29 protein-coding genes and 1 pseudogene are annotated in these 26,778 nt (G+C 63.8%); 17 read left to right on the top strand and 13 right to left on the bottom strand.

The annotated features are described in order from the left end of the window. Nucleotides 1–472: 472 nt before the first annotated feature. Complete coding sequence (locus FJ434_RS27225; RefSeq protein WP_140509608.1) at nucleotides 473–1,504, bottom strand: LacI family DNA-binding transcriptional regulator; 1,032 nt, start codon at nucleotides 1,502–1,504, stop codon at nucleotides 473–475. Between the two features lie 165 nt (nucleotides 1,505–1,669). Between FJ434_RS27225 and FJ434_RS27220 the strand changes: the two genes are divergently transcribed. Genes FJ434_RS27220 through FJ434_RS27210 form a run of 3 tightly spaced genes read left to right on the top strand, consistent with a single transcriptional unit; the run spans nucleotide 1,670 to nucleotide 4,346 of the window. After that, nucleotides 1,670–2,761 (top strand): fatty acid desaturase family protein, encoded by a 1,092-nt coding sequence (locus tag FJ434_RS27220; RefSeq protein ID WP_140752649.1) that lies wholly within the window; start codon nucleotides 1,670–1,672, stop codon nucleotides 2,759–2,761. Nucleotides 2,762–2,796: 35 nt separating this feature from the next. Then, entirely contained in the window at nucleotides 2,797–3,111 is a 315-nt protein-coding gene (locus tag FJ434_RS27215; RefSeq protein ID WP_140509611.1) for a MocE family 2Fe-2S type ferredoxin, read from the top strand. Continuing rightward, the gene (locus FJ434_RS27210; RefSeq protein ID WP_181166145.1) at nucleotides 3,108–4,346 is read left to right on the top strand and encodes an FAD-dependent oxidoreductase; all 1,239 of its coding nucleotides are present in this window, start codon (nucleotides 3,108–3,110) and stop codon (nucleotides 4,344–4,346) included. Before FJ434_RS27215 ends, FJ434_RS27210 begins: the two co-directional genes overlap by 4 nt. A 108-nt stretch (nucleotides 4,347–4,454) precedes the next feature. Here the strand turns inward: FJ434_RS27210 and FJ434_RS27205 are convergent, their stop codons facing one another. The 5 genes from FJ434_RS27205 to hslV form a co-directional block, all read right to left on the bottom strand. Beyond that, nucleotides 4,455–5,414, bottom strand: a complete 960-nt coding sequence (locus FJ434_RS27205; protein WP_140715294.1) for a DUF1402 family protein — start codon at nucleotides 5,412–5,414, stop codon at nucleotides 4,455–4,457. Nucleotides 5,415–5,583: 169 nt separating this feature from the next. Continuing rightward, nucleotides 5,584–6,894 carry an ATP-dependent protease ATPase subunit HslU gene (hslU, locus tag FJ434_RS27200; protein WP_140752645.1) on the bottom strand — a complete coding sequence of 437 codons (1,311 nt, stop codon included), beginning with the start codon at nucleotides 6,892–6,894 and terminating at the stop codon, nucleotides 5,584–5,586. Between the two features lie 4 nt (nucleotides 6,895–6,898). Further along, nucleotides 6,899–7,498, bottom strand: a complete 600-nt coding sequence (locus FJ434_RS27195) for a DUF2585 domain-containing protein (protein ID WP_140509619.1) — start codon at nucleotides 7,496–7,498, stop codon at nucleotides 6,899–6,901. 8 nt (nucleotides 7,499–7,506) lie between these two features. After that, complete coding sequence (locus FJ434_RS27190) at nucleotides 7,507–8,022, bottom strand: GNAT family N-acetyltransferase (protein ID WP_140509620.1); 516 nt, start codon at nucleotides 8,020–8,022, stop codon at nucleotides 7,507–7,509. 70 nt (nucleotides 8,023–8,092) lie between these two features. Further along, nucleotides 8,093–8,644: an ATP-dependent protease subunit HslV gene (gene hslV, locus FJ434_RS27185; RefSeq protein ID WP_027142430.1), complete on the bottom strand. Its 552-nt coding sequence runs from the start codon at nucleotides 8,642–8,644 to the stop codon at nucleotides 8,093–8,095. Between the two features lie 230 nt (nucleotides 8,645–8,874). On the opposite strand from hslV, the gene hisB reads away from it, so the two are divergent. Genes hisB through coaA form a run of 9 tightly spaced genes read left to right on the top strand, consistent with a single transcriptional unit; the run spans nucleotide 8,875 to nucleotide 14,649 of the window. Then, a complete protein-coding gene (gene hisB, locus FJ434_RS27180; RefSeq protein ID WP_140509622.1) occupies nucleotides 8,875–9,474 on the top strand; it encodes an imidazoleglycerol-phosphate dehydratase HisB in 600 nt (199 codons plus the stop codon). Nucleotides 9,475–9,478: 4 nt separating this feature from the next. Continuing rightward, nucleotides 9,479–9,955: a DUF2628 domain-containing protein gene (locus tag FJ434_RS27175; RefSeq protein WP_140752643.1), complete on the top strand. Its 477-nt coding sequence runs from the start codon at nucleotides 9,479–9,481 to the stop codon at nucleotides 9,953–9,955. A 1-nt stretch (nucleotide 9,956) separates the two neighbouring features. Continuing rightward, complete coding sequence (gene hisH, locus FJ434_RS27170) at nucleotides 9,957–10,607, top strand: imidazole glycerol phosphate synthase subunit HisH (RefSeq protein ID WP_140715286.1); 651 nt, start codon at nucleotides 9,957–9,959, stop codon at nucleotides 10,605–10,607. Between the two features lie 5 nt (nucleotides 10,608–10,612). Next, entirely contained in the window at nucleotides 10,613–10,903 is a 291-nt protein-coding gene (locus FJ434_RS27165; protein WP_140752641.1) for a DUF1330 domain-containing protein, read from the top strand. A gap of 4 nt (nucleotides 10,904–10,907) precedes the next feature. Then, a complete protein-coding gene (gene hisA / locus FJ434_RS27160; protein WP_027142435.1) occupies nucleotides 10,908–11,657 on the top strand; it encodes a 1-(5-phosphoribosyl)-5-[(5-phosphoribosylamino)methylideneamino]imidazole-4-carboxamide isomerase in 750 nt (249 codons plus the stop codon). Beyond that, nucleotides 11,654–12,490, top strand: a complete 837-nt coding sequence (locus tag FJ434_RS27155) for an arginase family protein (protein ID WP_140752639.1) — start codon at nucleotides 11,654–11,656, stop codon at nucleotides 12,488–12,490. The genes hisA and FJ434_RS27155 overlap by 4 nt, the downstream gene beginning before the upstream one ends. Continuing rightward, a complete protein-coding gene (gene hisF, locus FJ434_RS27150) occupies nucleotides 12,490–13,281 on the top strand; it encodes an imidazole glycerol phosphate synthase subunit HisF (RefSeq protein ID WP_140752637.1) in 792 nt (263 codons plus the stop codon). The genes FJ434_RS27155 and hisF overlap by 1 nt, the downstream gene beginning before the upstream one ends. A 60-nt stretch (nucleotides 13,282–13,341) precedes the next feature. Then, nucleotides 13,342–13,665: a phosphoribosyl-ATP diphosphatase gene (locus FJ434_RS27145; protein WP_140509632.1), complete on the top strand. Its 324-nt coding sequence runs from the start codon at nucleotides 13,342–13,344 to the stop codon at nucleotides 13,663–13,665. Between the two features lie 24 nt (nucleotides 13,666–13,689). Beyond that, a complete protein-coding gene (gene coaA, locus FJ434_RS27140) occupies nucleotides 13,690–14,649 on the top strand; it encodes a type I pantothenate kinase (RefSeq protein ID WP_140752635.1) in 960 nt (319 codons plus the stop codon). Nucleotides 14,650–14,705: 56 nt separating this feature from the next. Here the strand turns inward: coaA and FJ434_RS27135 are convergent, their stop codons facing one another. The 4 genes from FJ434_RS27135 to FJ434_RS27120 form a co-directional block, all read right to left on the bottom strand. Beyond that, the gene (locus tag FJ434_RS27135; protein WP_140752633.1) at nucleotides 14,706–16,253 is read right to left on the bottom strand and encodes a DegQ family serine endoprotease; all 1,548 of its coding nucleotides are present in this window, start codon (nucleotides 16,251–16,253) and stop codon (nucleotides 14,706–14,708) included. A 185-nt stretch (nucleotides 16,254–16,438) separates the two neighbouring features. Further along, nucleotides 16,439–17,113: an MBL fold metallo-hydrolase gene (locus FJ434_RS27130; protein WP_140752651.1), complete on the bottom strand. Its 675-nt coding sequence runs from the start codon at nucleotides 17,111–17,113 to the stop codon at nucleotides 16,439–16,441. A 79-nt stretch (nucleotides 17,114–17,192) separates the two neighbouring features. After that, a complete protein-coding gene (locus tag FJ434_RS27125; RefSeq protein ID WP_140752631.1) occupies nucleotides 17,193–18,359 on the bottom strand; it encodes a diphosphate--fructose-6-phosphate 1-phosphotransferase in 1,167 nt (388 codons plus the stop codon). A gap of 98 nt (nucleotides 18,360–18,457) precedes the next feature. After that, complete coding sequence (locus FJ434_RS27120) at nucleotides 18,458–19,225, bottom strand: L,D-transpeptidase (protein WP_140752629.1); 768 nt, start codon at nucleotides 19,223–19,225, stop codon at nucleotides 18,458–18,460. 252 nt (nucleotides 19,226–19,477) lie between these two features. Between FJ434_RS27120 and FJ434_RS27115 the strand changes: the two genes are divergently transcribed. Beyond that, nucleotides 19,478–20,101 (top strand): LysE family translocator, encoded by a 624-nt coding sequence (locus tag FJ434_RS27115; RefSeq protein WP_140752627.1) that lies wholly within the window; start codon nucleotides 19,478–19,480, stop codon nucleotides 20,099–20,101. A gap of 76 nt (nucleotides 20,102–20,177) precedes the next feature. On the opposite strand, the pseudogene FJ434_RS27110 reads toward FJ434_RS27115, so the two are convergent. Beyond that, a pseudogene (locus FJ434_RS27110) lies at nucleotides 20,178–20,336 on the bottom strand (autotransporter outer membrane beta-barrel domain-containing protein); the annotation flags it as partial. A gap of 106 nt (nucleotides 20,337–20,442) precedes the next feature. Between FJ434_RS27110 and FJ434_RS27105 the strand changes: the two are divergent. Both FJ434_RS27105 and xylB read left to right on the top strand, forming a co-directional pair. Further along, nucleotides 20,443–21,768 (top strand): tetratricopeptide repeat protein, encoded by a 1,326-nt coding sequence (locus FJ434_RS27105; protein ID WP_140752625.1) that lies wholly within the window; start codon nucleotides 20,443–20,445, stop codon nucleotides 21,766–21,768. A gap of 80 nt (nucleotides 21,769–21,848) precedes the next feature. Further along, on the top strand, nucleotides 21,849–23,303 hold the full coding sequence (gene xylB, locus FJ434_RS27100; RefSeq protein ID WP_140752623.1) for a xylulokinase: 1,455 nt from the start codon (nucleotides 21,849–21,851) through the stop codon (nucleotides 23,301–23,303). A gap of 197 nt (nucleotides 23,304–23,500) precedes the next feature. On the opposite strand, the gene FJ434_RS27090 is transcribed toward xylB, so the two are convergent. Beyond that, nucleotides 23,501–23,863, bottom strand: coding sequence for a nuclear transport factor 2 family protein (locus FJ434_RS27090; protein ID WP_140752621.1), 363 nt, complete (start codon nucleotides 23,861–23,863; stop codon nucleotides 23,501–23,503). A gap of 111 nt (nucleotides 23,864–23,974) precedes the next feature. Here FJ434_RS27090 and xylA point away from each other — a divergent pair, with 111 nt between their 5' ends. Together xylA and FJ434_RS27080 are read left to right on the top strand one after the other, a co-directional pair. Beyond that, nucleotides 23,975–25,300 carry a xylose isomerase gene (xylA, locus tag FJ434_RS27085; RefSeq protein WP_140752619.1) on the top strand — a complete coding sequence of 442 codons (1,326 nt, stop codon included), beginning with the start codon at nucleotides 23,975–23,977 and terminating at the stop codon, nucleotides 25,298–25,300. 208 nt (nucleotides 25,301–25,508) lie between these two features. Beyond that, nucleotides 25,509–25,718 (top strand): hypothetical protein, encoded by a 210-nt coding sequence (locus FJ434_RS27080; protein WP_027142450.1) that lies wholly within the window; start codon nucleotides 25,509–25,511, stop codon nucleotides 25,716–25,718. Between the two features lie 60 nt (nucleotides 25,719–25,778). Here the strand turns inward: FJ434_RS27080 and FJ434_RS27075 are convergent, their stop codons facing one another. After that, a complete protein-coding gene (locus FJ434_RS27075) occupies nucleotides 25,779–26,759 on the bottom strand; it encodes a GlxA family transcriptional regulator (protein ID WP_140509652.1) in 981 nt (326 codons plus the stop codon). Between the last annotated feature and the right edge of the window lie 19 nt (nucleotides 26,760–26,778).

Below are 26,778 nucleotides of genomic sequence, written 5' to 3'. Positions count from 1 at the left end.
CTTGGCCATCGAGACGCCGATCTTGGCGGCCATGGCCGATGAACTCATCAGCGCCGCGAAGGCGACGCCCAAAAGCAATTTCTTCATTGTATCTCTCCTCCACTTTTGGTGTCCGGTTGCACCGATCTCTCCGGAATCCCCGATCTGCCTGGGGAATCTCTCCCTGATATCCATTTCGTTCCGCAGCGTGCCGCCAACGGCTGGACGCCGAACTGCCCTGAACGGATGTTCCGGAACGAAAGAACCAAAACCCACATATAGTGAAATATTTATTCCATTTGACGTTGGGGCGTCAAGGGCGATTCCAAATTCGGGCGCGCGATTTTCTGCCTGCTCTGATAGATTCTATCATTTCTGGCGGGCGGTTCATGGCGGCGGACTGCAGGAGCGCTCTGTCGCTTCATCGAAACGCCCTATCTCTGTCCTGGCGCGTCCCGGACGGAAAGCCGCTGCGCATTTTCGCGAAATTGCTTCAGATGTTTTCCGGCAAATAGATGTCGAAGGGCAGGAAGATCTGACCCGGCGCATTGGCCGCGCCGGCTTCGATGGCATGCGCCATCCGATCGACGAGCTCACGACAGAGCGCGGCAAGCGGCGTCGAGATCACCATGGTAAGGATGTTGTCGGCGAGCGCGGCGCGCGATTCGGCGTTGATCTCGTTGCAGACGACCACCGGCATGTTGCCAGGCTTCGCTGCCCGCAGCGCCGAGACGGCGCCTTCCATGCCGCCGCCGGCGACGTAGCAGCCGACGAGATCCGGATACCGCGCCAGAAGATCGATCATCGCGTCATGGGTTACCTGATTGGCCTCGAGATTGACCAACGTCTCCAGCACGCTGAAATCCGGCGCATGCTCGCGGAAGAAGGAGCGGAAGCCGATCTCCCGCAGCTCATGGCCATGGAAGCGATGGCTGCCGACGAAAAGGGCGACCTTGCCAGGCGTCCTCGCCGCCCTGGCGATCATCCAGGCCGCGGTGCGGCCGACCTTGCGGTTGTCGAGGCCGACATAGCCCTCACGGACGCCGGCGGCGAAGTCGGACAGAAGGGAGAAGACCGGCAGTCCCCTGGCCTTGAGCGCCTCCACGACGGCGGTCAGCGTCGGATGGTCCGGGCCGACCACGGCAATGGCCCGCGATCTCGCCGCCAGCCTGCGCATCTGGGCGGCGATGTCGTCCGGGGCCAGAGAGCTGGCGAAATCGACGGTTGCGACGCCGCGGAAGCGCTGCGATTGCGCGACCGCCAGCTCGAGTTCCCGAGCGAAATCACCATAGAAAACGTCATTGCCCCGAAGCAGCAGAAAGCCCAGACGATACTCGGGCAGTTCCTGGCGCATCCGCTGCTTGATCAGGCCGGCGGCGTGATAGCCGATCTCGGTCGCGGTTTCGTAGACGCGGCGCGCGGTTTCCTCCCGCACTGGGAGGCGATTGTTGAGCACGCGGTCCACCGTGGCGACGCTGACGCCGGAGACTCGCGCCAGATCAGTAATGGTCGGCCGTTTCGCCATGATCGCCCTCGTTCGATTGCCTGATATCGATACCTGACTTTGATATGAAATGATAGAAACTATCTTTGTGATGTTGATTCTATCATGGCTCGGCGTTATTTCTGAGCAAGGAGTTAGTTGATGATCGGTATTCGCATGGCGAATGCCCCGCCATGGGAGGCAATCATGACCGCAGCGCCGTCCCGGCGTGATTACAGCCTGATCGGCCGCGACGCCCGGCTTGCGGTCGAACACGGGCTGTCGGCGGCCGAGTGGTATCACACCGACATTCCCCGCAAGCAGATGAAGGAGCTGATGCAGCGCTCCGATGGCCCAGCGATCCGCGACACGGCGATCTGGCTGGCCGCCCTCATCATCAGCGGTGCCGGCGCTGCCTGGTTCTGGGGCAGTTGGTGGTGCGTGCCCTTCTTCTTCGCCTATGGTGTGCTCTACGGCTCATCCACCGATTCCCGCTGGCACGAATGCGGCCACGGCACGGCGTTCCGCACGCAGTGGATGAATGACGCAGTCTATCAGATCGCCTGCTTCATGATCATGCGCAATCCGGTGACCTGGCGCTGGAGCCACACGCGCCATCACACCGACACCATCATCGTCGGCCGCGATCCTGAGATTTCGGTCATGCGGCCGCCGGACCTGGTGCGCCTCGTTCTTGGTTTTGTCGGCGTGCTCGACGCCTGGCATGCGATATCAGACATGCTGCGCAATGCCGCCGGCAACATCAGCGCGGCGGAGAAGACCTTCATTCCCGAACAGGAGCAGCCCAAAGCGATCCGTGTTGCCCGCATCTGGACGGCGATCTATGCCGCGACCATCGCGCTGGCGCTCTCCACCGGATCTTTCCTGCCCCTGATGCTGGTCGGCCTGCCCAGGCTTTATGGCGCCTGGCATCACGTGATGGTCGGCCTGCTGCAGCATGGCGGCCTTGCCGACAATGTCACCGACCATCGGCTGAACAGCCGCACCGTCTACATGAACCCGATCAGCCGCTTCATCTACTGGAACATGAATTACCACGTCGAGCATCACATGTTCCCGATGGTGCCCTACCATGCGCTGCCGAAGCTGCACGCGCTGATCAAGCACGATTTGCCGGCGCCGACCCCGTCGATCCTGGCCGGCTACCGCGAGATGATCCCGGTCTTCCGCCGCCAGCTGCGCAACGAGGATTATTTCCTCAAGCGCGAGCTGCCGCCGACCGCCAGGCCGTACCGCGAGGAATTCCGCAACGACGCCGTCGCGGTCGCGGCTGAATAATCACGCGCCGCCGTGCGATCCCAGGGGAGGACTGAATGAACGATTGGGTCGAGGCGTGCGCCGCCGGCGACATCGACGAAGAAGACGTGATGCGCTTCGATCATGGCGGGCGCACCTTCGCCATCTATCGCAGCCCGGACGACGAATATTTCGCCACCGACGGACTTTGCACGCATGAGAAGGTGCATCTCGCCGATGGGCTGGTGATGGACGACATCATCGAATGCCCCAAGCACAATGGCCGCTTCAACTACAAGACCGGCGCGGCCAGGGGCGCGCCGGTCTGCGTCAACCTCAGGACCTATCCGGTCAAGGTCGACGCCGGCAAGGTCCTGGTTCAGATCGGATGACCGGCATGGCGCGGGGGATGCTGATCATCGGAGCCGGCGAATGCGGCGGACGGGCCGCGCTTGCCTTGCGCGATCTCGGCTATGACGGGCCGGTGACGCTGGTGGGTGACGAGCCGCATTTGCCCTATGAACGTCCGCCTCTGTCCAAGGAGGCGATGGCCAGCGATGCGCCCGCAATCAAGGCGATCGCCAGCGACGAGATCCTGACCGAAAAATCGATCCGGCACGTCCATTCCGTCGAGGCCGTGGCGATCGAGCGCGCGTCGCACATGGTACGCCTGTCGGACGGTTCGGTGCTGGCCTACGACAAGCTGCTGCTGGCCACCGGTTCGACGCCGCGCAAGCTGCCGATGCCTGGGCTTGGCGTGCGCTGCGTCTATCTCAGAACCTTCGCCGACGCGCTGGCCATTCGCGCCCACCTTCGTGCCGGCAACCGCATCGCCATCATTGGCGGCGGGTTCATCGGCCTTGAACTTGCGGCAGCCGCGCGCAAGCTCGGCGCCTCGGTCACCGTCATCGAGGCGCAGCCACGTATCCTGATGCGCGGCGTTCCGGCCGAGATCGCCGAAATCATCCATGAAGCGCATGTCGCCGAGGGTGTCGACGTGGTCTGCGGGGAAGGCATCGCCTCCATCGCCGACGAGGGCAAGGAGGTGCGGGTGACGCTTGCCGGCGGGCGCGAAATATCGGCCGACCTCGCCGTCATCGGCATCGGCGCCGTGCCGGTGACCGGGCTCGCGGCCGAAGCCGGCCTGACCATTGAAAACGGCATATCAGTCGATGCCTATCTGCAAACCGCTGATCCCGACATTTTCGCCGCCGGCGATTGCTGCTCGTTTCCGCTCGCCGTCTATGGCGGCCGCCGCGTGCGGCTGGAGGCCTGGCGCAATGCACAGGAACAGGGCGCACTGGCGGCAAAGAACATGCTTGGCGCCGGCGAGGCGCATGCGGCTGTTCCGTGGTTCTGGTCGGATCAGTATGGGCTGAGCTTGCAGATCGCCGGCCTCTCCGACGAAGGCCGCGGCCTTGTGCGCCGCGATCTCGGTGACGGCGCCTTCATCCTCTTCCATCTCGCCGAGGACGGCAGGCTGGTGGCGGCGAGCGGCATCGGCCCGGGCAATGCGGTCGCCCGCGACATAAGGCTGGCCGAAATGCTGATCGGCAAGCGTGCCAAGCCGGCGCCGGAGGCGCTGGGCTCGCCTGAAGTTAAGCTGAAGGCGTTGCTGGCCGCCTGAGTGAAGTTGGCCGCCCTCTGCCTTGTTGCAGGGCAATTGCGTATGACTGCACCGGCCCCTACCCGGATCTTTCGGTCCGATCTCGCCACGAAGGGGAGGTAGAGGTCCTTAGAACAGCGCCTTGAGCTCCGCCAACTTGTCGTTGACGAGCCAGCCGTAGTAATTCTCTTCGGGCAGCTTCTCCGGCTCACCGGTGGCGCGGCGCCTGTCGTTTTCCGACTTCAGCGCATAGGCGCGCTGCTCCGGATTGCCGACATTGTACAGCGTGGCCGTGATGCCCGGATTGCCAGAGATGTCGAAGCCGGCGATGCTCCTATAGGCGTCGATCGACTTTTTGATCGTCGCCGCGACATAGGGCAGCGTCAGGTCCGGATCCATGATGGTCTTGTAGACCGAATTGGGATCGGAGACGTCGAGCTTCGGCAGGCCCGACACCTTGTGCACGAGGTCGCTCATCTGCAGGGCGGTCAGGGGATTGAGCTGGCCGAGGCCGAAGGTCTGGCCGGCATAGTAGGGCTGGAAGAAGGTGGCGCCGAAACGGTTGTCGGGGAAATCCTCGCCGCCGACAGTCTTACCGCGAAACGAGCGGTTCCAGACCTGTTCGCGGCATTCCCACAGATCGTAGCTGTCCGAAATCGCGGCGCATTTCTTGAATTCCGGCCGCTGCACGAAATCGGTGATGTCCTCGCCGTCATAGGCGAAGGAGAGCTTGCTCGAGAGGTAGGAGATCGCCTTGACGTAATAGGTCTGCAGCCGGTCGTAGGCGTCGACATTGTAGGTGTGCTCGCCGACGATGGCGCCGACGATGTGCATGGGGTCGATGCCATAGGCGCTTGCTGCCTTCTTGATCTTGGCGCGCAGATCGGCGTCGTTCTGCAGCAGCGCGTAGACCTTGCGGTACTTCGCCTGGAAGGTGGTGTTGGTCGCCTGCGTGCGGCGGCTCGAGGCGCCGGGAATGTCTGGCTGCTCGGTATTGCGATTTCCCGCCGGCACCAATGTCGCCGCGTCGGCGGCGAACAGCGTCGCCGCCAGCGTCAAGCCGAGAATGACCAAGATGAGTTTTTTCATGCGCCGCCGCCTAGAGAATTGCGGCGCAAACTAGGTAAAGCACTTGGTCGAGTCGAGAGCGCCCCATCATCCGGCGAGACGAAAGGTGGCCAGATGGTACCATCTGGCCACACATGGCTCCTGCCGGACGTTGTTGCATGACCGCGCCGGCCTGCTCCGGCGCCCTCGTTCAAAGGATGAACCGCGACAAATCCGTGTTTCTGGAGAGGTCGCCGACATGCTTCTGGACATAGGCGGCGTCGACGGTGACCGCCGTGCCGTTGCGGTCCGGCGCATCATAGGAGATGTCGTCCAGCACCCGCTCCATCACAGTCTGCAGCCGCCTCGCGCCGATGTTCTCGATGCTGGCGTTGAGATCGACGGCGACACCGGCGAGCGAATCGATGGCGTCGTCGGTGAAGGTGAGCTCAACGCCTTCGGTCTTCATCAGCGCGATATACTGCTTGATCAGGCTCGCCTCGGTCTCGGTCAGGATGCGGACGAAGTCCTCCTTCTCCAGCGCGCGCAGCTCGACGCGGATCGGCAGGCGGCCCTGCAGTTCCGGCAGCAGGTCGGACGGCTTGGAGACATGGAAGGCACCGGAAGCGATGAACAGGATATGGTCCGTCTTCACCGGACCGTATTTGGTCGCTACCGTCGTGCCTTCGACCAGCGGCAGCAGGTCGCGCTGCACGCCTTCTCGCGAAGGGCCGCCCGAAATGTCCGACCGGGCGGCGATCTTGTCGATTTCGTCGAGGAAGACGATGCCGTCATTCTCCGTTGCGTCCAGCGCCCGGCGCACCACCTCGTCCTGGTCGAGCAGCTTGTCGGACTCGTCGCCGACCAGCAGGTCGTAGGACTCCTTCACCGTGGTCTTGCGCAGCTTGGTCTTCTTGCCGCCCATCGCCTTCGACAGCATGTCGTTGATGTTGAGCACGCCGATATTGGCGCCCGGCATGCCGGGAATCTCGAAGCCGGGCATGCCGCCATTGCCGGTGTCGGCCACTTCGATCTCGATTTCCTTGTCGTCGAGCTCGCCCTCGCGCAGCTTCTTGCGGAAGCTATCGCGCGTCGCCGGGCTCGCCGTCTTGCCGACCAGCGCTTCCAGCACCCGTTCCTCGGCGTTGACATGGGCGCGCGCCTTCACGTCCTCGCGCATCTTCTCGCGCGTCAGGCCGATGGCGATCTCGACCAGGTCGCGGATGATCTGTTCGACGTCGCGGCCGACATAGCCGACCTCGGTGAACTTGGTCGCCTCGACCTTGACGAACGGCGCGCCGGCGAGCCGTGCCAGGCGGCGCGAAATCTCGGTCTTGCCGACGCCGGTCGGGCCGATCATCAGAATGTTCTTCGGCATCACCTCTTCGCGCATCTGGCCTTCGAGCTGCTGGCGGCGCCAGCGGTTGCGCAGAGCGATGGCCACGGCGCGCTTGGCGTCCTTCTGGCCGATGATGAAGCGGTCGAGTTCCGAAACGATTTCGCGGGGAGAAAATGTGCTCATATCACTAAATTCCACTTTGCCACTGCTTGATGGTCTCGAACGGATGCAGCAGCATGATCACGTTGAGTGTAAGATTGTCCCGGATGAGATAGCCGGTACCCAGTTCGAAGAGGATGGCGAGGCTGACGATCACCCATATAGGTAGCCTTCGCGCCATGACAAATCCCAGCACCATGGCCAGTGTGTCGGACACCGAATTGATGATGCTGTCGCCGTAATAATCGAGCGAAATGGTGCCGGCGCGGTAGCGCTCGATGATGAACGGGCTATTTTCGAGGATTTCCCAGCCTCCCTCGACGAGGACGGCGAATGCCAGCCGCAAGCCGATCGGCGAGCGCGGGAACAGGAACCGGGCCAGCGCGTAGAACAGGAAGCCGTGGATGATGTGCGAAAAGGTGTACCAGTCCGAAATGTGCTGGGAATTCTCCGAACTGTTCACCACGCCATGCCACAGCTTGACATAGCCGCAGGTACAGATCGGCGGATGGCCCATCAGGTAGAGCGCGACGGCCTGGGCGACGAGCAGGCCGGCGACGATCAGCAGCCCCATCCGCCAGCTATCCTCGTAAGCGGAAAGGCTCTTGTCCTCGCTGGCCGTGACCATATCCTGAATTACCCCTCTTGCGCGTCTTCGGCATCGATCGCCATCAGCACGGCGTCGCCATAGATCGACTGTCTGCGATCAATGGCCCGAAATCCCGCCTTTTCATAGGCCCGGATGGCCCTGATGTTGGCTGGGTCGGGGTCGATAATGACACGCGGCACGCCTTCCTCGAACAGGTCTTCGACGAACTGGCGCACGATCGCCGAGCCATGGCCGATGCCGATGAGTTCCGGCCGGCCGATCGAGATATCGATGCCGAGCGTGCCGAACGGCTGATCGGCATAGGGATGGCCGTCTTCCAGATGCGGATCGTAGCTCTGCAGATAGGCGATCGGCTTGCCGTCGAGCTCAACGATCAGCGGCTCGACGGAAATCGAGTCTATATGATCGGCAATCTCCGCGATTTCCGCCTCGGGATCGCCCCACCACTCTGCAACATGCGCCTCGGCCAGCCAGCCTGCGATCATCGGCAGGTCCTTTTTGGTCACCGGCCGAAAATCGTAGCTATTTTCTGGTTGGATCATGGTCTTTCCGAAAACCGGCGTCCACTTTTCGCTTACGCGGTCCTGCGGTTCGGGGCCATGGTCGGCCTGATCAAGCCGCATCGAGCGTTTCGACAACGAAATTATTGTTGGTGTAAACGCAGATGTCGGACGCGATCTGCATCGCCTTGCGGGCGATCTCCTCGGCGTCCTTGTCGCTGTCCATCAGAGCGCGCGCCGCGGCCAGCGCGTAATTGCCGCCCGAACCGATGGCCATGACGCCATGTTCGGGCTCCAGCACGTCGCCGTTGCCGGTCAGCGCCAGCGAGACCGATTTGTCGGCAACCAGCATCATCGCCTCCAGCCGGCGCAGATAACGGTCCGTGCGCCAGTCCTTGGCAAGCTCGACGCAGGCGCGCGTCAGTTGGTCGGGATATTGTTCGAGCTTGGCTTCGAGGCGTTCCAAAAGCGTGAAGGCGTCGGCTGTGGCACCCGCGAAACCGGCAATCACATTGCCGCCCTTGCCGATGCGGCGCACTTTGCGGGCGTTGCCCTTCATGATGGTCTGGCCAAGGCTGACCTGGCCGTCGCCGGCGATCACCACCTTGTTGCCCTTGCGCACGGTCACGATCGTCGTGGCGTGCATGGTCAGATTATCAGACATTTCCTGGCTCCGAGCAGCGCCATCCCAAAAAGGCGATTGGCGCGGTACGAGTAACTTTGATCGGCCATATGTATGCACGGGGCCAATGATTGCAAACGGCTCGATAGCGGCCGGGATCGCAACTGGCAATCGCCGGATCATGCTGCTAGAAGGCTCTCGTTTTCAAGCCCGCTAGCGCTTGAGGCCCGTGAACCGGTCACGATCTGAACCACTGGCACAAGGATAGAGTGATGGCGCCTCGTTCCGCCGACGCAAGCCGAAAGACTGCGGAAACCGACATCTCGGTCTCGATTCATGTCGACGGCTCCGGCAAATCGGACATCGCCACGGGCGTCGGCTTCTTCGACCATATGCTGGATCAGCTTTCCCGCCATTCGCTGATCGACATGACCGTCAAGGCCAATGGCGACCTGCACATAGACGACCACCACACGGTCGAGGACACCGGCATTGCGCTCGGCCAGGCCTTGACCAAGGCGCTGGGCGAGCGGCGCGGCATCATGCGCTACGCTTCGATCGACCTTGCCATGGACGAGACGCTGACGCGTGCGGCGATCGACGTGTCGGGCCGGCCCTTCCTGGTCTGGAACGTTTCGTTCTCGTCGCCCAAGATCGGCACCTTCGACACCGAACTGGTGCGCGAATTCTTCCAGGCGCTGGCGCAGAATGCCGGCATCACGCTGCATGTCACCAACCATTATGGCGCCAACAACCATCATATCGCCGAGACCTGCTTCAAGGCGGTGGCGCACGCGCTGCGCGCCGCGCTCGAGCGTGATCCGCGCCGGCCTGACGCGGTTCCCTCCACCAAGGGTTCTTTGAAGGGATAGTCTCATGACCGCCTATGTCGTGATGGAGCCACCTGGCCGTAGCGAGAAAGTCGACACGACGACGTTGGTCCGCGACGGCTTCACCTGGCTCGGCCTGCTCGTGCCGCCGCTGTGGCTTGCCTGGCACCGGCTGTGGGTCGAAGCGGCGCTCGTCTTTGTCGTCATGGGCGTGCTTTCGATGCTTGGCCAGAAACTTGGCCTCGGTGTCGCTGGCTCGCTGCTGTCGCTGCTCGTCTCGCTCTATGTCGGGCTGGAGGGCCAGGGATTGCGTATCGCGGCGCTGCGCCGCCGCGGCTGGCATGAATGGGGCGTCGTCGAGGCCGGTTGGCTCGCGGACGCCGATATGCGCTATGCCCTGGAAATCGAAGGCCTTTCGGACGAAGCAGCACTCGCGCCGCGCATCGTTCCGGATGCCGCTTTGGCGCGCCCCACGCAGCCCGGCATAGCGCTGGGGCTGACCCACATTCCGGGACGGCGCTGAGATGCGGGTTGCGATCATCGATTACGGTTCGGGCAATCTGCGCTCGGCAACGAAGGCTTTCGAGCGCGCCGCGCGCGAGGCCGGCATATCGGCGCGGATCGACCTGACGGCCGATGCCGACCGTGTACGCACCGCGGACCGCATCGTCCTTCCCGGCGTCGGCGCTTACGCCGACTGCGCGGCCGGCCTGCGTGCCGTCGAGGGCATGTGGGAGGCGGTCGAGGACGTCGCCATCGCCAAGGGCCGGCCTTTCCTGGGCATTTGCGTCGGCATGCAGCTGATGTCGCAGCGCGGCCTCGAAAAGACCATCACCAACGGCTTCGGCTGGATATCGGGCGACGTCAAGGAGATCACGCCTTCCGATCCGGCGCTGAAGATCCCGCAGATCGGCTGGAACACGATCGAATTGAGGCGCCAGCACCCGCTGTTTTCCGGCATTCCGACCGGCGCGTCGGGCCTGCATGCGTATTTCGTCCACTCCTACCATCTCGATGCAAAGAACCCGGACGAGGTCGTTGCGGCCGCCGACTATGGCGGTGCGGTGACGGCCACGGTCGCCCGCGACAATCTCGCCGGCACGCAGTTCCATCCGGAGAAGAGCCAGGCGCTGGGCCTGGCGCTGATCACGAATTTCCTGCGCTGGAGGCCCTGAACACCATGAGCAAGAAGGGCTACTGGATGGTAATGCTGACGGTGACAGATCCGGAAGGGTATCAGCGTTACCGCGACGCCATCGGCGACACGGTTTCGTCTTTCGGAGGCCGCTATCTCGTGCGCGGCGGACAAGTGACCAGTCCCGAAGGGTCGGAATTTGGCAGGCAGGTGGTGGTCGAGTTCGACTCTTATGAAACCGCGCTCAGCTGCTATCGATCCCCAGCCTATCAGACGGCGTTGCAGAACAGGCTGGCGGCTTCGACCGGACATTTCGCGATCGTCGAAGGCGCCTGAAAATATGATCCTGTTTCCAGCCATCGACCTCAAGGACGGCCAATGCGTGCGGCTGAAGCACGGCGACATGGCGACCGCGACCATCTACAATGATGATCCGGCAGCACAGGCCAAAGCCTTTGAAGAGCAGGGTTTTGAGTGGCTGCACGTCGTCGACTTGAACGGCGCCTTCCAGGGTCAGAGCGTCAACAGCGCCGCGGTCGGCGCCATCCTGAAAGCGACAAAGAACCCCGTGCAGCTCGGCGGCGGCATCCGCACGCTGGAGCAGATCGAGGATTGGCTCGACCGTGGATTGGCCCGCGTCATCCTCGGCACGGTGGCGGTACGCGATCCCGATCTGGTCAGGCAGGCCTGCAAGGCGTTTCCGGGCAAGGTTGCCGTCGGCATCGACGCAAAGGGCGGCAAGGTAGCCGTCGAAGGCTGGGCCGAGGCCTCAAGCCTCGGTGTCATCGAACTGGCCAGGAAATTCGAAGGCGCCGGCGTCGCCGCCATCATCTACACCGACATCGACCGCGACGGCGTGCTGACCGGCATCAACTGGGACGCCACCATCGACCTCGCCGACGCCGTGTCGATCCCGGTCATTGCTTCCGGCGGGCTGGCCTCGATCGCCGACATCGTGCGCATGACCATGCCCGACGCGCAAAAACTCGAAGGTGCGATCTCGGGCCGCGCCCTCTATGATGGCCGCATCGACCCGGCCGAGGCGCTGGCGATCCTGCAGGGCCGGCCGGCGACGGAGGCGCGATCGTGAAGGTTTCGCTCATCCTGGCCTCCTATGACAGCGGCCACTATCACGGCGGCATGGGCCAGGGGCCGGACGCGCTGATATCAGGCGGGCTCGTCGATGCCCTGATCCTTGCCGGTCACGACGTCACGGTCGAGGACATCGGCAGGGTCGGCGTCGACCAGGAGCGCGAGATCGCCACGGGTTTTGCCGTCTGCAACGCCGTCTCGGGCGAGGTCCGCATTGCCCGCGACAGGGGGCGGTTTCCCATCGTGCTGGCCGGAAACTGCCTGACCAGTGCCGGCGCGGTCGCCGGCGAAGGCGCCGATGCGATCATCTGGGCCGACCAGCATGGCGACCTCAACACGCCCGAAACGTCCGTATACGGCTTTCTCGACGGCATGGCGCTGTCGACGGTGCTCGGCCTGTGCTGGCGCCCGATGGCGGCGGCCATTCCCGGTTTCAGGCCGATCGATCCCGCGCGCTGCGTGCTCGTCAACGCCCGCGATCTCGATCCGGCGGAGGAAAAACTTCTCGAAACATTGCCGGTCATCCGGACGGAATGTCCCGGCGTGGCGCAAGCGACGGAAAGACTGAAAGCAGCCGGCGCCAACAGCGTGCACATGCATCTCGATCTCGACGTGCATGATCCCAAGGCGCTGCAGGCCAACCGCTACGTCACCCCTGGCGGGCCGAACCCGGAGCAGATGCGCGACGCGGTCTGCGCCATGGCGCTTGCGGTACCGGTCATCGGCATCACCGTTTCCGCTTACGATCCGGCCTTCGACGCCCAGGCCGATGTGCCGCCGCTGGTCGGCCAACTGCTCAACGATCTGCTTGCCACGATAGAGGGCCGCTGATGCTGAAAGCCCGCGTCATCCCTTGCCTCGACGTCAAGGACGGCCGTGTCGTCAAGGGCGTCAATTTCGTCGATCTCATCGACGCCGGCGACCCGGTGGAGGCAGCCAAGGCCTATGATGCCGCCGGCGCCGACGAACTCTGCTTTCTCGACATCACGGCTTCGTCGGACAATCGCGAGACCATCTTCGACGTCATCGCCCGCACCGCCGAACAATGCTTTATGCCGCTGACCGTCGGCGGCGGCGTGCGCCAGGTCTCCGACATCAGGAAATTGCTGCTGGCCGGCGCGGACAAGGTGTCGATCAACACGGCCGCGGTGAAGAACCCGGATTTCGTCGCCGAAGCCGCCGACAAGTTCGGCAACCAATGCATCGTCGTCGCCATCGACGCCAAGAAAGTCTCCGGCCCCGGCGAGGCCGACCGCTGGGAGATCTTCACCCATGGCGGGCGCGAGAAGACCGGCATCGATGCAGTGGAATTCGCGCGGAAAATGGTCGGTCGCGGCGCCGGCGAGATCCTGTTGACCTCGATGGACCGCGACGGCACCAAGGCCGGCTACGACATCGCGCTGACCCGCGCGGTGTCGGACGCGGTGCGCGCGCCGGTCATCGCTTCGGGCGGCGTCGGCACGCTCGACCACATGGTCGAAGGCATTCGCGACGGCCATGCGGGTGCTGTGCTGGCGGCCTCCATCTTCCATTTCGGCATCTACACCATCGCGCAAGCCAAGGCGCATATGGCCGGGGCCGGCCTGCCGATGCGGCTGGACTCGCTGGACAACAGGTCCTAGAGCATGCTCCCGAAGCCGGCTTTCGGGAAAAATCCGGCTTAAACAAGAAGATAGATCGACATGGCCGAGTTTTCGCTCTCCGACCTGGAAAAAATCGTCAGCGACCGCGCCCATTCCGGCGATGCGGATTCGTGGACCGCCAAGCTTTACGCCCGGGGCATCGACAAGGCGGCGCAGAAGCTCGGCGAGGAGGCGGTCGAGACCGTGATCGCCGCCGTCAAGGGCGACAGACAGGGCCTCGTTTCCGAAAGCGCCGATCTTATATATCATTGGCTTGTCGTTCTCGGCATCTCGGGTGTTCCGTTGAACGACGTGCTCAAGGAGCTCGAAGCCCGTACTGGGCGTTCGGGCATCGCCGAGAAGGCGTCACGGCCCAAGGGCTGATCGGGAGGGAGGGCAGGTATCTCGATGGATCAGCTCGCGCCAACCGAGAAATATTCCCCGTTTCGCTTCTTCTCGGCCGAGCAATGGTCGCGGTTCCGGGCCGATACGCCGCTGACGCTGAGCGAGGACGAGTTCCGCCGCCTGCGTTCGCTCAACGACCCGGTCGACCTCGAAGAGGTCAAGCGCATCTATCTGTCCTTGTCGCGGCTTTTGTCGGCGCATGTCGAGGCGAGCCAGCTTCTGTTCAGGCAGCGCCAGGCCTTCTTCAACGCGGTCGACGTGGCCAAGACGCCGTTCATCATCGGCATCGCCGGTTCGGTCGCGGTCGGTAAATCGACCACGGCGCGCGTGCTCAAGGAACTTCTGGCGCGCTGGCCGTCGAGCCCCAAGGTCGATCTCATCACCACGGACGGCTTCCTGCTGCCCAACGAGGTGCTGCGCCGCGAAAACCTGATGGAGCGCAAGGGTTTCCCCGACAGCTACGATGTCGGCGCGCTGCTGCGTTTCCTGTCAGGCATCAAGTCGGCGTTGCCCGATGTCCGCGCGCCGGTCTATTCGCACCTGACCTATGACGTCATCCCCGGCGAGTTCGTCACCATCGACCGGCCCGACATCCTGATCTTCGAAGGCATCAACGTGCTGCAGCCGGGCAAGCTGCCGCAGGACGGCAAGATCGTGCCTTTCCTGTCGGACTTCTTCGACTTCGCCATCTATATCGATGCCGACGAGAAGTTGATCCACAATTGGTATATTTCGCGCTTCATGCGGCTGCGCGAGACCGCCTTCCGCGATCCGGACTCCTTCTTCCACCGCTATTCGCAGCTGTCGGAGGATGCGGCCAAGGCGATCGCCGAAGGCCTATGGACCAACATCAACCTGAAGAACCTGCGCGAAAACATTCTGCCGACGCGCGCCCGCGCCGACTTGATCCTGCGCAAGGGCGCCGACCACCTGGTCCAGGAAGTGGCGCTGCGCAAATTATAGCCGGTAGAATCCGGCGTGGCGGGTTGTCCACAAGCCCGCCACGCCGGTGTCAGGTGTCAGCCATTGGCGAACGGCACGGCGACATAGATCTGCGTGTCGCCACGTTCCACCAGGAGCAGCACCGATTTGCGTCCGGATTTGCCGGCTTGGGCAATCGCTTGGGTCACCTGCTTCGCGCTCTTCACCGGGGCCTGGTTGACGGCGACGATGACATCGCCCGGCTGGATGCCGGCAGCCGCTGCCGGCTTGTCGGGATTGACGCTCGCAACCACCGCGCCGTGCTCGTTCTCGGGGAGGTTCATCTGCTGGCGAATGTCCGGCGTGATATCCATCAAGCCGAGGCCGATGGCCGGCGCGCGGGACCCCTGCTCGGTGCCCGGCGCGCTGGAGTTGCCAGTCGAGGCCGTCTTCACATCGTCGCTGTTGCGTCCGACCTCCACCGAGATCCGCATGGCCTTGCCCTTGCGCCAGACATCCAGTGTCTCCCTGGCACCCGGCGCGACGTCGGCGACAGCCCGCGAAAGATCCTTGGGATCCTTGACGTCCTGCCCGGCGAAGCCGGTGATGACGTCGCCGGTCTCGACGCCGGCCTTGGCCGCGGGCGACCCGTCATTGACCTGCGAGACCAAGGCACCGCTGGGATGGTCCAGCCCGATGGCGCTTGCCACATCCGGGGTGACGGGCTGGATCTCGACGCCGAGATAGCCGTATTCGATGTTGCCGCCCTTCATCAGCTTGGCGACCACCTTCTCAGCCTGGTCCGACGGAATGGCGAAGCCGACACCGACGCTGCCGCCATTGGGCGAAAAGATCGCCGTGTTGATGCCGACGACATTCCCATTGACGTCCACCAGCGGGCCGCCGGAATTGCCGCGATTGATCGGCGCGTCGATCTGAATGAAATCGTCGAAGGGCCCGCTATGCAAATCGCGGCCACGCGCCGAGACGATGCCGGCCGTGACCGTGGTGCCGATGCCGAACGGATTGCCGATCGCTAGCACCTGATCACCCGTCATGAGCTTGTCGGAGTCACCCCATTTCACGGTTGGCAACGACTTGCCCGCGTTGATCTTCAGTACGGCGAGGTCGTTCTTGGTATCGTGACCGACCAGCTTGGCCGGAAGCTCCGTGCCGTCGTCGAGCGTGACCTTGATCGAGGAGGCGCCGTCGACGACGTGGTTGTTGGTGACGATGGTGCCGTCGGCACCGACGATGAAGCCCGAACCGAGCGCCTCGGCGCGCGGCAGCTGCTGTTGCGGAGGCGTCTTGGGACCAGGCATGCCCTGATCGCCGAAGAACTGTCGGAAATAATCGTCGAAGGGCGAATTGCCGTCGAAGGGCGACGCCCCGTTCATTGCTTCAGGCTGTGCTTTCATGAGCGTGGTGATGGTCACGACGGCCGGCTTGGTCGTGGCTACGATCGGCGCCAACGACCCCCTCGGGGCCATGGTCCCGGCAACGGGGGTCTGCGTCGTTGCAACCGTGTTGCCCGTGCCGACGCCGTTCGCGCCGTCGGCGAAGGAGACGACAAAGGGAGATGCCAGCAGCGCGGCGCCCAGCAGGGCGGCGACGCGATGCCTACGAAGAATGCTCAGGTTTGACATGGTCGTTCTGTCCGGGCGAGGGGTTGATCCGCGCCGCGGGTCTTCCTGGGAGAGTGCCCGTCGGCGTGTCGGCGGCCGGGCTTGCCTGCCTCGCCACGCATGGCGGCCGGCCGGATCGACAACAACTATCTAGGGCGCCGATCCGCGCGATTTAGGGGTTTGGCCCGACCTTACGAAGATTTAATTCAGAGCACGCTTACGGACCGCAGATAGGCCGATGCGATTTCGCGCATGCGCCTGCCGTCGAAGCTCGGGCCGTGGCCGCCATGGCCGACGCGGACCGGCAGGTCGAGCAGCCGGCGCATCGTGTCGCGATAGGCCTCCCGGTCGGAATCCGGCAAATCGTCGATCAGCGTGTCGTCATAGATGGCGTCGCCGCTGAAAAACAGGCCGTCGGCCTCGTCGAACAGCGCGATCGAATCCGGCGAGTGCCCGGGCAGATGCAGCACCCGAAACCGGCGATCGCCGAGATCGACCACGTCGCCTTCGTCGAGCATACGCGTCAACGGCGCCGGCGGTATCGCATAGTCGGCCGATTTCCAGCCTGGCGCCGGCAGTTTCGAGACCGCGCCCTCGATATCACGGAACATGTAGGCGTAGGTCGCAGCCTCATCCATGCTCTCGAATTGCGCCGCGCTCATCCTTGGCCCGGCCCGCAGCGGAAATTCGTGCAGCGAGCCGACATGGTCGAGGTGGATATGGGTGGCTACGACCAGAAGCGGCTTGCCTTCGAGCGTCCTTATCTGCGGCGCCAGCGGACAGATGCCCATGCCGGTATCGACCAGAAGGTCGGCATCGCGGCCGGTCAGATGCCAGATGTTGGCGCGCACATAGTCGTGCACGAACGGCTCGGTCAGCATCGTCGTCCTGTCGTCGACGATGCGCCTGGAGAACCAGCCTGAGTTCACGCGAGAATCCGGATAATGTGCAGGCCGGGCATCAGACGAACGGCTTTCCGACCTTGTATTTTTCCGGCACCAGCCGCTTGAGATAGGCCATGCCGGTCTCGGAAAGCTGGCTGGCGTCGGGCTTCATGAAATCGTCGGGCATGTGGCGGGTCTTGCCGGCGACGTTTTTCAGCGGCACCTTCTTCAGCACTATCTTGCTGCCATCATATTGCAACGCCACCGAGCCGCCGCCCTGTTCGGCGACGCCGACGGCGAAGGCGCCGGCATCGAAAGCCTCCCGCGCATCGACCGGGTTGATGGCGCCGACATAGCCGCGCGGCATGTAGCCGAGTGCGTCGACGCGGGCACGCTTGCCCGGCAGCCCCTCGGCCAATGCCCGTTCTAGCGCCGCCGGCAGGTCGCTGCCCGAGAGTTTGACGTTGCCGTGCTGATCGCGCTCGAGCTTATCCGCCGGCACCAGGCTTTCGACCAGCGCCTTGCCGTCGGCGGTGCTGACGCCTTCCGACACGGCGACGATGCAGCGCTTGTGGCGGTCGAGCGTGGCGCGCACGTCGTCGATGAAACCGGCGGCGGAGAACGGCCGCTCCGGCACGTAGACGAGATGCGGGCCGCTGTCGGGATCGAGTTGCCAGGCAGCTGCCGCCGCGGTCAGGAAACCGGCATGCCGGCCCATGACGATGCCGACATAGATGCCGGGCAGCGCGCGGAAATCGAGATCGACGGACAGGAAGGCGCCGGCGACGAATTCGGCCGCCGAAATGAAGCCCGGCGTATGGTCGTTTTCCTCGAGATCGTTGTCGATCGTCTTCGGCGCATGGACGAAGGCGATCTTGCCGCCGGCGGCATCGGTCAGGATTTGCTGCGTGCCCGAAGTGTCGTTGCCGCCGATATAGATGAAGGCGTCGGCGCCAGCCTTCTGCAGGCCCTTCAGGATGACCTCGCAATAGGCGGCATCCGGCTTGTCGCGCGTCGAGCCGAGGGCGGCGCTCGGCGTTCCGGCGATCAGCCGCAGCCGGTCCTCCGGGATGGCGGAAAGGTCGACATAGTTGCCGTCACGGATGCCGCGCACGCCGTGGATGGAGCCCAGCACCTTGGCGCCGGGATAACGCTTGCGGATCTCCAGCGTGGCGCCCACAACGGTCTGGTTAATGACGGCGGTCGGGCCGCCGCCCTGCGCGATGACAAAAGTTCCGGCCATTCCTGACGTCTCCCGAGGCGATGGTTTTCAAGGCACCTTGGCCTGTCTTGTCGCCTCGCGCAACGGAAGAGTCTGGCGGCCGCAAACCGCGGCCACGATCACATGACGACGACCGGGTTTTTCTTCGATGCCCGGCTGTAGAGGTCGATGATGTCCTGGTTGATCAGGCGCACGCAGCCCGACGACATCGCCTGGCCGATGCTCCACCATTCGGGCGAGCCATGGATGCGGTAGCCGGTGTCCTTGCCGTCCTGGTAGATGTAGAGCGCGCGGGCGCCGAGCGGATTGGTGAGGCCGCCGGGCTGGCCGCCCTGCCACTTCACCAGTTCGGGCTTGCGCTGGATCATTTCGGGCGGCGGCGTCCAGGTCGGCCATTCCCGGCCGTACTGGATGTTGGCGCGGCCAGACCAGCGAAAGCCATCCTTGCCGATGCCGACGCCGTAGCGGATGGCGTCGCCGCCCGGCTGGACGAGATAGAGCATGCGTTCCTTGAGATGCACGACGATGGTGCCGGGCGCCTCGCCAGTGGTGTCGACGACGATCTGGCGGCGGAATTCCGGCTTGACCTTGAGATAGGGCACCTCGGGCACGTTGAAGCCGTTGTCCGTCAAGGAGGCGTACATGACGTCGGGACTGGTGATGTTCTTGTCGACGCTGATCGAGGGCCGGATCGGCACCGAACCCGTGACCGTATCGTCGAGCTGGAGCGCCGGCAGGTCGCCGCCACCCGAAGTCGAACAGCCGGCGACGCCGAGCAGCGCCAAAGCGCCGGCCCCGGAAAGGACGGCGCGGCGGGAGAGAAGAAAATCGGTTTCGATTGCGTCGCCGTTTCGTGGCGGCGTCGGACCTTGCGGCAACTCACGCATATACCCAAACCCTACGCTTTCGGCGGGAAGCACAGTCCGGCCGGATAGCGGGCATTTTCATCATTCATGGTTGACAAAGCGTGAATGCCTTGTGCTGCTTGCGTTTGCTGAGCGGCGCGAACTGACACCGAGTTGCCCCTGGCGCAATTGTGCCGGTTGCCGGGCCGGAATGCGCGAAAACAAAGATTCGGCCCTTTACATTCTTCGGGACCCAAGGATTTATCCTCTTCTTTAAGCTCAAGGGAGACGAGCATGTCCTTCGAAAACTGGGCCGCCTTCGCTGCCGCGTCGAGCATCCTTCTCATCATCCCGGGCCCGACCATCCTTCTGGTCGTGTCCTATGCGCTGGGCCAGGGCTGGCGCACGGCCTTGCCGATGGCCGTCGGCGTGGCGCTCGGCGACTTCACCGCCATGACCCTGTCGATGCTGGGCATCGGCGCGCTGCTTGCGGCTTCCGCCACTGTCTTCACCATCCTGAAGCTGATCGGCGCCGGCTATCTGATCTATCTCGGCGTGAAACTGTTCCGCGCCGGCGGTACGCTGAAGGCCGAACCGCGCACCGACACGGTGTCGTCGGCCAAGATGATGGCGCATGCCTGGCTGGTCACCGCGCTCAACCCGAAGAGCATCACCTTCTTCGTCGCCTTCCTGCCGCAGTTTCTCGACCGGCATGCCAATTTCTGGACGCAGATGCTGATTTTCGAGACGACGTTCCTGGCGCTCGCCTTCGCCAACGCCTTCGGTTACGCGCTGATCGCGGCACGCGCCCGCAACGTGGTGCGCAATCCCAAGGCGATCCGCATCTTCAACCGCACCGGCGGCACGCTGCTGGTCGGCGCCGGCATCGCCACGGTGGCGATGCGGTCCAGCAATTGAGAAACGCATCCAAGGTGTGTTGAGATTCAGGTCGGACCATTTGCAGGCAGGCTGAACCTCGTCACAGCTGCTTGCTTCACCATTTGACGCTGAAGCCAAGATTGCCCTCGAGGATGCGGCGTTTGTCGCCGCCGAGGTTGGTGGTGTAGTCGCCGGTGGCGAAGATGCTGACCTTGTCCGTCACTTTGGCGACGATACCGCCGCCGAACTCGAACGAGGTCGACCTGCCCTCCGTGAAGGTGACTTGACAGAAATGGATAACGATTGGCGCAAGTGCCCTGGTTGGCCTGCCCGCTATTGATGCCCTAGGATTGGCCTCGTTCGCAATCGAGGGACAAGAGATGCCGACCCTGGACGAATTCGGGCTGACCCTTTCGGGCGCCACGCAGGCTGGGTTTTCGCCCTACAGCCAGGCTGTGCGCGAGCTGCAGTGTTTCATCGGCGACCCGGTCGGTTCCGCGGACCGGGCGATCGCGGAGAACCCCGGCTTCGTCATGGCACATGTGTTCAAGGGCTATCTGTTCGGCCTTGCCACCGAACGCGACGCGAGCGCGGTGGCCAAGGCATGTCACGAGGCGGCGCTGCCGCTGGCCGCGACCGCACGCGAGCAGGCGCATGTCGCTGCTCTTGGCCATCTCGCGGCGGGGCGCTGGCATCACGCTTCCCGCATTCTTGAGGACGTCGCCATCGACCATCCGCTCGATCTTGTAGCGCTGCTGACCGGGCATCAGATCGACTTTTTCACCGGCAATTCCCGTATGCTGCGCGACCGCATCGGCCGCGCGCTTCCGTCCTGGCGGAACGGCATGCCGGGTTACCATGCCGTTCTCGGCATGCAGGCCTTCGGGCTGGAGGAAATGGGCGAGTATACGCAGGCCGAAAGACTGGGTCGTACAGCGGTCGAGATCGAACCGCGCGATGGCTGGGCGCAACATGCGGTCGCGCATGTGATGGAGATGCAAAGCCGGCAAAGGGACGGCATCGCCTGGATGCGTGCCGATCCCGAAGCCTGGACGAAGGAGAGCTTCCTCCAGGTCCACAATTGGTGGCACCTGGCGCTGTTCCACTACGATCTCGGCGAGACCTGCGAGGTGCTGGCGCTCTATGACGGGCCGATCTACGGCACCAGATCGACGCTGGCGCTCAACATGGTCGATGCATCGGCGATCCTGTGGCGGCTCCATCTCGGTGGCGTCGATGTCGGCGACCGCTGGGCAACACTGGCCGCCAATTGGGTGCCCAAGGCCGGCGCCGGCAACTATGCCTTCAACGACGCCCACGCGATGATGGCCTTTGTCGGCGCCGGGCTCGACGCTCCGGCCCGGATCCTGCTCGAGGCACAGCGCGAGGCGATGCGGGGCAATGACGACAACGCGGTTTTCACGCGGGATGTCGGACATCCCCTGACGCTTGCGATCAAGGCGTTCGGAGAGGGCAACTACGCCGAAACCATCCGGCTGATCGGTCCGATCCGGGCCATCGCCCATCGCTTTGGCGGCAGCCACGCGCAGCGCGACGTCATCGATCTCACGCTGATCGAGGCCGCCCTGCGCGCCGGCGACGGCGCGCTCGCCCAGGCACTGACGACGGAGCGCTCGACGGCGCGCCCGGACAGTCCGCTGGCGGCGCTGTTTTCGCGACGCGCCGCCGATTTGTCAGAGAATTGACCCGGAGCGGATCTTGCCTTAAAAACTGCTCAAGTATATTTTTTCGGACTCCGAAAAAAATAAAGACGTGGGAGGAAACCATGTATCTCGGCCTCGACCTGGGCACATCGGGCGTCAAGGCGCTGCTGATCGATGCCGGACAGGGCGTCATCGGCTCCGGCCATGGCACGCTTGATGTCTCTCGGCCACATCCTGGCTGGTCCGAACAGGATCCGCTGCATTGGATACGCGCCTGCGAGGACGCGATCGCCGAACTGAAGGCGTCCTATCCCAAGCAGTTCGCCGCGGTGAAGGGCATCGGCCTGTCCGGCCAGATGCATGGCGCGACCTTGCTCGATGCGGCCGATCATGTGCTGCGCCCGTGCATCCTGTGGAACGATACGCGCAGCCATCTCGAGGCGGCGGCCCTCGATGCCGATCCACGCTTCCGCGCGCTTACCGGCAACATTGTATTTCCCGGTTTCACCGCGCCGAAACTCGCCTGGGTGAAGAACAACGAGCCCGCTGTCTTCGCCAAGGTGGCAAAGGTGCTTTTGCCGAAGGATTTCCTGCGGCTTTGGCTGACCGGCGAACATATTTCCGAAATGTCCGACTCGGCCGGCACGTCCTGGCTCGACGTCGGCAAGCGCCGCTGGTCCGCGGACCTGCTCGCCGCGACATCGCTTGACGAGAGCCATATGCCAGCGCTGGTCGAGGGCACCGCGAAAGCTGGCGGTCTGCGTGCCGAAATCGCATCGCAATGGGGTATCCAGGCTGGCATCCCGATCGCCGGCGGCGCCGGCGACAATGCGGCTTCCGCCTGCGGCATGGGCACGGTCGGCGCCGGCCAGGCTTTTGTCTCGCTCGGCACGTCGGGCGTGCTGTTTGCCGCAAACGCGTCCTACCTGCCGAACCCGGCAAGCGCGGTGCACACCTTCTGCCATGCGCTGCCCGACACCTGGCACCAGATGGGCGTCATCCTGTCGGCAACGGATTCACTCAACTGGCTGTGCGAGATCACGGGCAAGGGCGCCGGCGAGCTGACATCGGAACTCGGCGAGGCGCTGAAGGCGCCGACCGGCGTGTCCTTCCTGCCCTATCTCTCAGGCGAGCGTACGCCACACAATGATTCGGCCGTTCGCGGTTCCTTCACTGGCTTGGCGCATGAATCGGGCCGCGCCGTGCTAACCCAGGCCGTGCTCGAAGGCGTCGCGTTTGCCTTCCGCGACAGCCTCGAAGCGTTGAAGACGGCCGGCACGACCTTGACGCGCGTGACCGCGATCGGCGGCGGCTCGCGCTCGCGCTACTGGCTGAAGGCGATCGCCACCGCGCTGCAACTGCCGGTCGACATCCCCGCCGACGGCGATTTCGGCGCCGCCTTTGGTGCCGCCCGGCTCGGCCTGATAGCCGCGACCGGCGCCGATCCGCTGGCTGTGTGCTCCGCGCCGAAGACCGACGCCACGATCGAACCAGATTCCGGTCTGGCCGGTGCCTACGCGGATGCTTACCGGCGTTACCGGGCACTGTATCCGGCGATCAAAGCAGTAACCGCGTGAGTTGGCGCCAGGCACTCCCCTCTGCCCTGCCGGGCATCTCCCCCTCAAGGGGGGAGATCGGCAGTTTCACCGCAGGCGACAATTCTGCAACGTTGGGTATTGGCGAAAACAGCCAAAACAGACAATCTCCCCCCTTGAGGGGGAGATTGCCGGCAGGCCAGAGGGGGGCGCCTCGCATCCCCCTTTCCAAGTTGCCCTCACTGAGCCGGCACCTTGTCCAGGAAACCGGTGACGCTCTTCAGGCGGCCGTTCTCGATGATTCCGATATCGGTGCCTTCGATGATGGAAGGGGTGCCCTCGGGCCCGAGGTTCCAGGAGAAGCGGATTTTGTCGGCAAAGCCGTCCGGCGTGCCCTTCAGCGAGAAGCGGAAGCCGGCAAAGCGTTGCTGCACACCGTCGATCAGTGCCGCGACGCCTTCATGGCCGTCGCCCTGCATGAGCGGATCGCGATAGCTGACGTCCTCGGTGAAAACAGCCCTGAGCAAGGCCGCCCGGCGGTCGGCATCGGCTTCGTTCCAGGCGGTGATGTAATTTTGGGCGATCGTGTTGAGGTCGGTCATGGTCTGTCTCCTTCGTTTGACGGTTTGACATGACCGTTTTCGACCAGCGCCGGCGTGAAACCAATTACGCCTGAGGTAATCAGGCAAAACTATCTTGGAGAGGAAGAGAACATGAGCAGCGGCTTTTTCGGCGACATCCAGAAAATCAAATATGAGGGCCCGGATTCGACCAATCCGCTGGCCTATCGCTTCTACAATCCCGACGAAGTGGTGGCCGGCAAGCGGATGGAAGACCATCTGCGCTTTGCCGTCGCCTACTGGCATTCCTTCGCCTGGCCGGGCGGCGACCCGTTCGGTGGCCAGACCTTCGACCGTCCCTGGTTCCCCAAGGCCGGCGGCGTCGACACGATGGAACTGGCGAAACTGAAGGCGGATGTCGCCTTCGAGATGTTCTCGCTGCTCGGCGCGCCTTATTTCTGTTTCCACGACGCCGATGTGCGGCCCGAGGGCAAGGATTTCTCCGAAAGTGCGGTCCGCCTCGATGAAATCGCGGATTATTTCGCCACCAAGATGAAGCAGACCGGCGTCAAGCTTCTCTGGGGCACGGCGAACCTGTTTTCCAATCGCCGTTTCATGTCGGGTGCCGCGACCAATCCCGATCCGGATGTATTCGCCTACGCCGCCGCGACGGTGAAGAGCTGCATCGACGTCACCAAGCGGCTGAAGGGCGAGAATTACGTTCTGTGGGGCGGGCGCGAGGGCTATGAGACGCTCCTCAATACCGACCTTGCCCGCGAGCAGGAACAGGCCGGCCGTTTCCTGAACCTCGTCGTCGACTACAAGCACAAGATCGGCTTCAAGGGCACCATCCTGATCGAGCCGAAGCCGCAGGAGCCGACAAAACACCAGTATGACTACGACGTCGCGACCGTCTACGGCTTCCTCAAGCGCTTCGGCCTGGAGAAGGAGGTCAAGCTCAACATCGAGCAGGGCCACGCTATCCTGGCCGGCCATTCCTTCGAGCATGAGCTGGCGCTGGCCAATGCGCTCGGCGTCTTCGGGTCGATCGACATGAACCGCAACGATTACCAGTCGGGCTGGGACACTGACCAGTTCCCCAACAATGTGCCGGAGATGGCGCTGGCCTATTACCAAGTCCTCCAGGCCGGCGGCTTCAAGACCGGCGGCACCAATTTCGATGCCAAGCTGCGCCGCCAGTCGCTCGACCCGCAGGATCTGCTGATCGGTCATATCGGCGGCATGGATTCTTGTGCGCGCGGCCTGAAGGCGGCGGCCCGCATGGTCGAGGACAAGGCGCTGTCGGCTCCGCTCGCCGAACGCTACGCCGGCTGGAACGGCGCCGAGGCCAAGGCGATGCTGTCGGGCAAGCGCACGCTGGAAGAGATCGCCGAGCGCGTGGTGAAGAAGAAGATCGAACCGCAGCCGCGCTCCGGCCGCCAGGAACTGCTCGAAAACATCGTCAACCGCTACGTCTGACGCTGCCTGACCGCCGGCAATCCAAGCCGGCGCACCATGCGATTCGAGAGCTTGGCGCGCGGAAACCTTTTGCGCGCCATGCTGAAACCGACGACAAGGTTTTGCCCCTAAGCGCCCCTCAATTGCCCAGCTCTTGCCTTCAAACTGCCGTCACGAATCTCGTATAGATATTGCTCGTGGCGGGAGAGGAAGAAGGAGGCGAACCGATATGCAGAACGAACGTGAAATCGACGCCCTGCTCTCACCTGGCGAGGCCGGATCGATCATCGACCGGCTGATGGCAATGCCGCATCCAAAGCAGGGCGCACGCAGCACCAATGAATGGGACCGCGCCGTTGCCAGCCGCTTCGAGACCCATCTCGCGCGGCAGATGCGCTCGCAGATCGATGGCGGCAGCGACCGCCAGAATGCGGCATAAGCTCTCTTATCTGGGCATGTCGTTGCCCCAAAACCGCTACACAGTTTTGGGCGACCTGCACTACCCCCGGCGAAGCCTCACAGGGGCTTCGCCAAAAGCTCTTGAAAACGCTCTGGAAAAGGCCGCGGCAGACGAGAACCCCGTCCGCCCGGCGATATCCGCCATGGCGATCCGCGTGTCGACCACAAGCCGGCGCGCGGCACCCAGGCGCAGCCTGAGATAATAGGCGCCCGGTGTCTCGCCGATCGACTTGCGAAAGATGCTTTCCAGCGTCCGTGCCGTCACCCCGGCGCGCCTGGCAACCGCCTCTATGGTCAGCGGCTGATCGACATGCGATTCCATCAGCCGGATCGCCTGCGCCAGCCGCGGATCATAGCCGTCGAGCCGGCCGAGCGAGACCAGCGGCTGGGCATCGGTCGCGGCCCGCGCCTGGTCGTAGATGAAGACGCTGGCGACATCGAGCGCCACCGCCATGCCGAGGCGCGTGCGAATGAGATGCAGCATCAGGTCGAAGGTCGGCGAGGCTCCGCCCGACGTGAACACCGGCCCGTCGATGACGTAGCGGTCCGGCCGGACATCGACGCCGGGGAATGCCGAGGAAAAGTCCTCCATGTCCTCCCAGTGGGTGGTGGCGCTGCGGCCTTCCAGCAGGCCGGCGCGCGCCACCAGCCAGGTGCCGGCCTCGACGCCGCCGCACGCACGGGCCGCTCGCGCCGCCCGCCGCAAAGCTGAGAGGAGAGCCGACGTCGCATAGTTTTGGGTGCCGAAGCCGGCGACGACGACAAGCACATCGGTTGCCTCATTGGCGTCGAAACGGCCGCTGACCGCCACCGGCAGGCCGCATGTGGTGACCGGCGCCTCGCCTGTCACCGAGACCAGCTTGAAATCGAACAGGGTCTCGCCGGAAATGCGATTGGCGGCGCGCAGCGGGTCGACGGCGGAGGCCACGCACATGATCGACGAGCCGGAAAACACCAGCAACGTCACCTTGAGCGGCGTGCGCTCGGCGCGAAAGATATCCGGTTTTTCGCTTTTGATCATATCGCCTTCGTAAAACGCA

The sequence above is a fragment of the Mesorhizobium sp. B2-5-13 genome, assembly GCF_006440535.1.
Lineage (GTDB): Bacteria > Pseudomonadota > Alphaproteobacteria > Rhizobiales > Rhizobiaceae > Mesorhizobium > Mesorhizobium salmacidum.
Note: the sequence above shows the minus strand (reverse complement) of the source record. Positions and strands in the feature narration are given on the sequence as shown.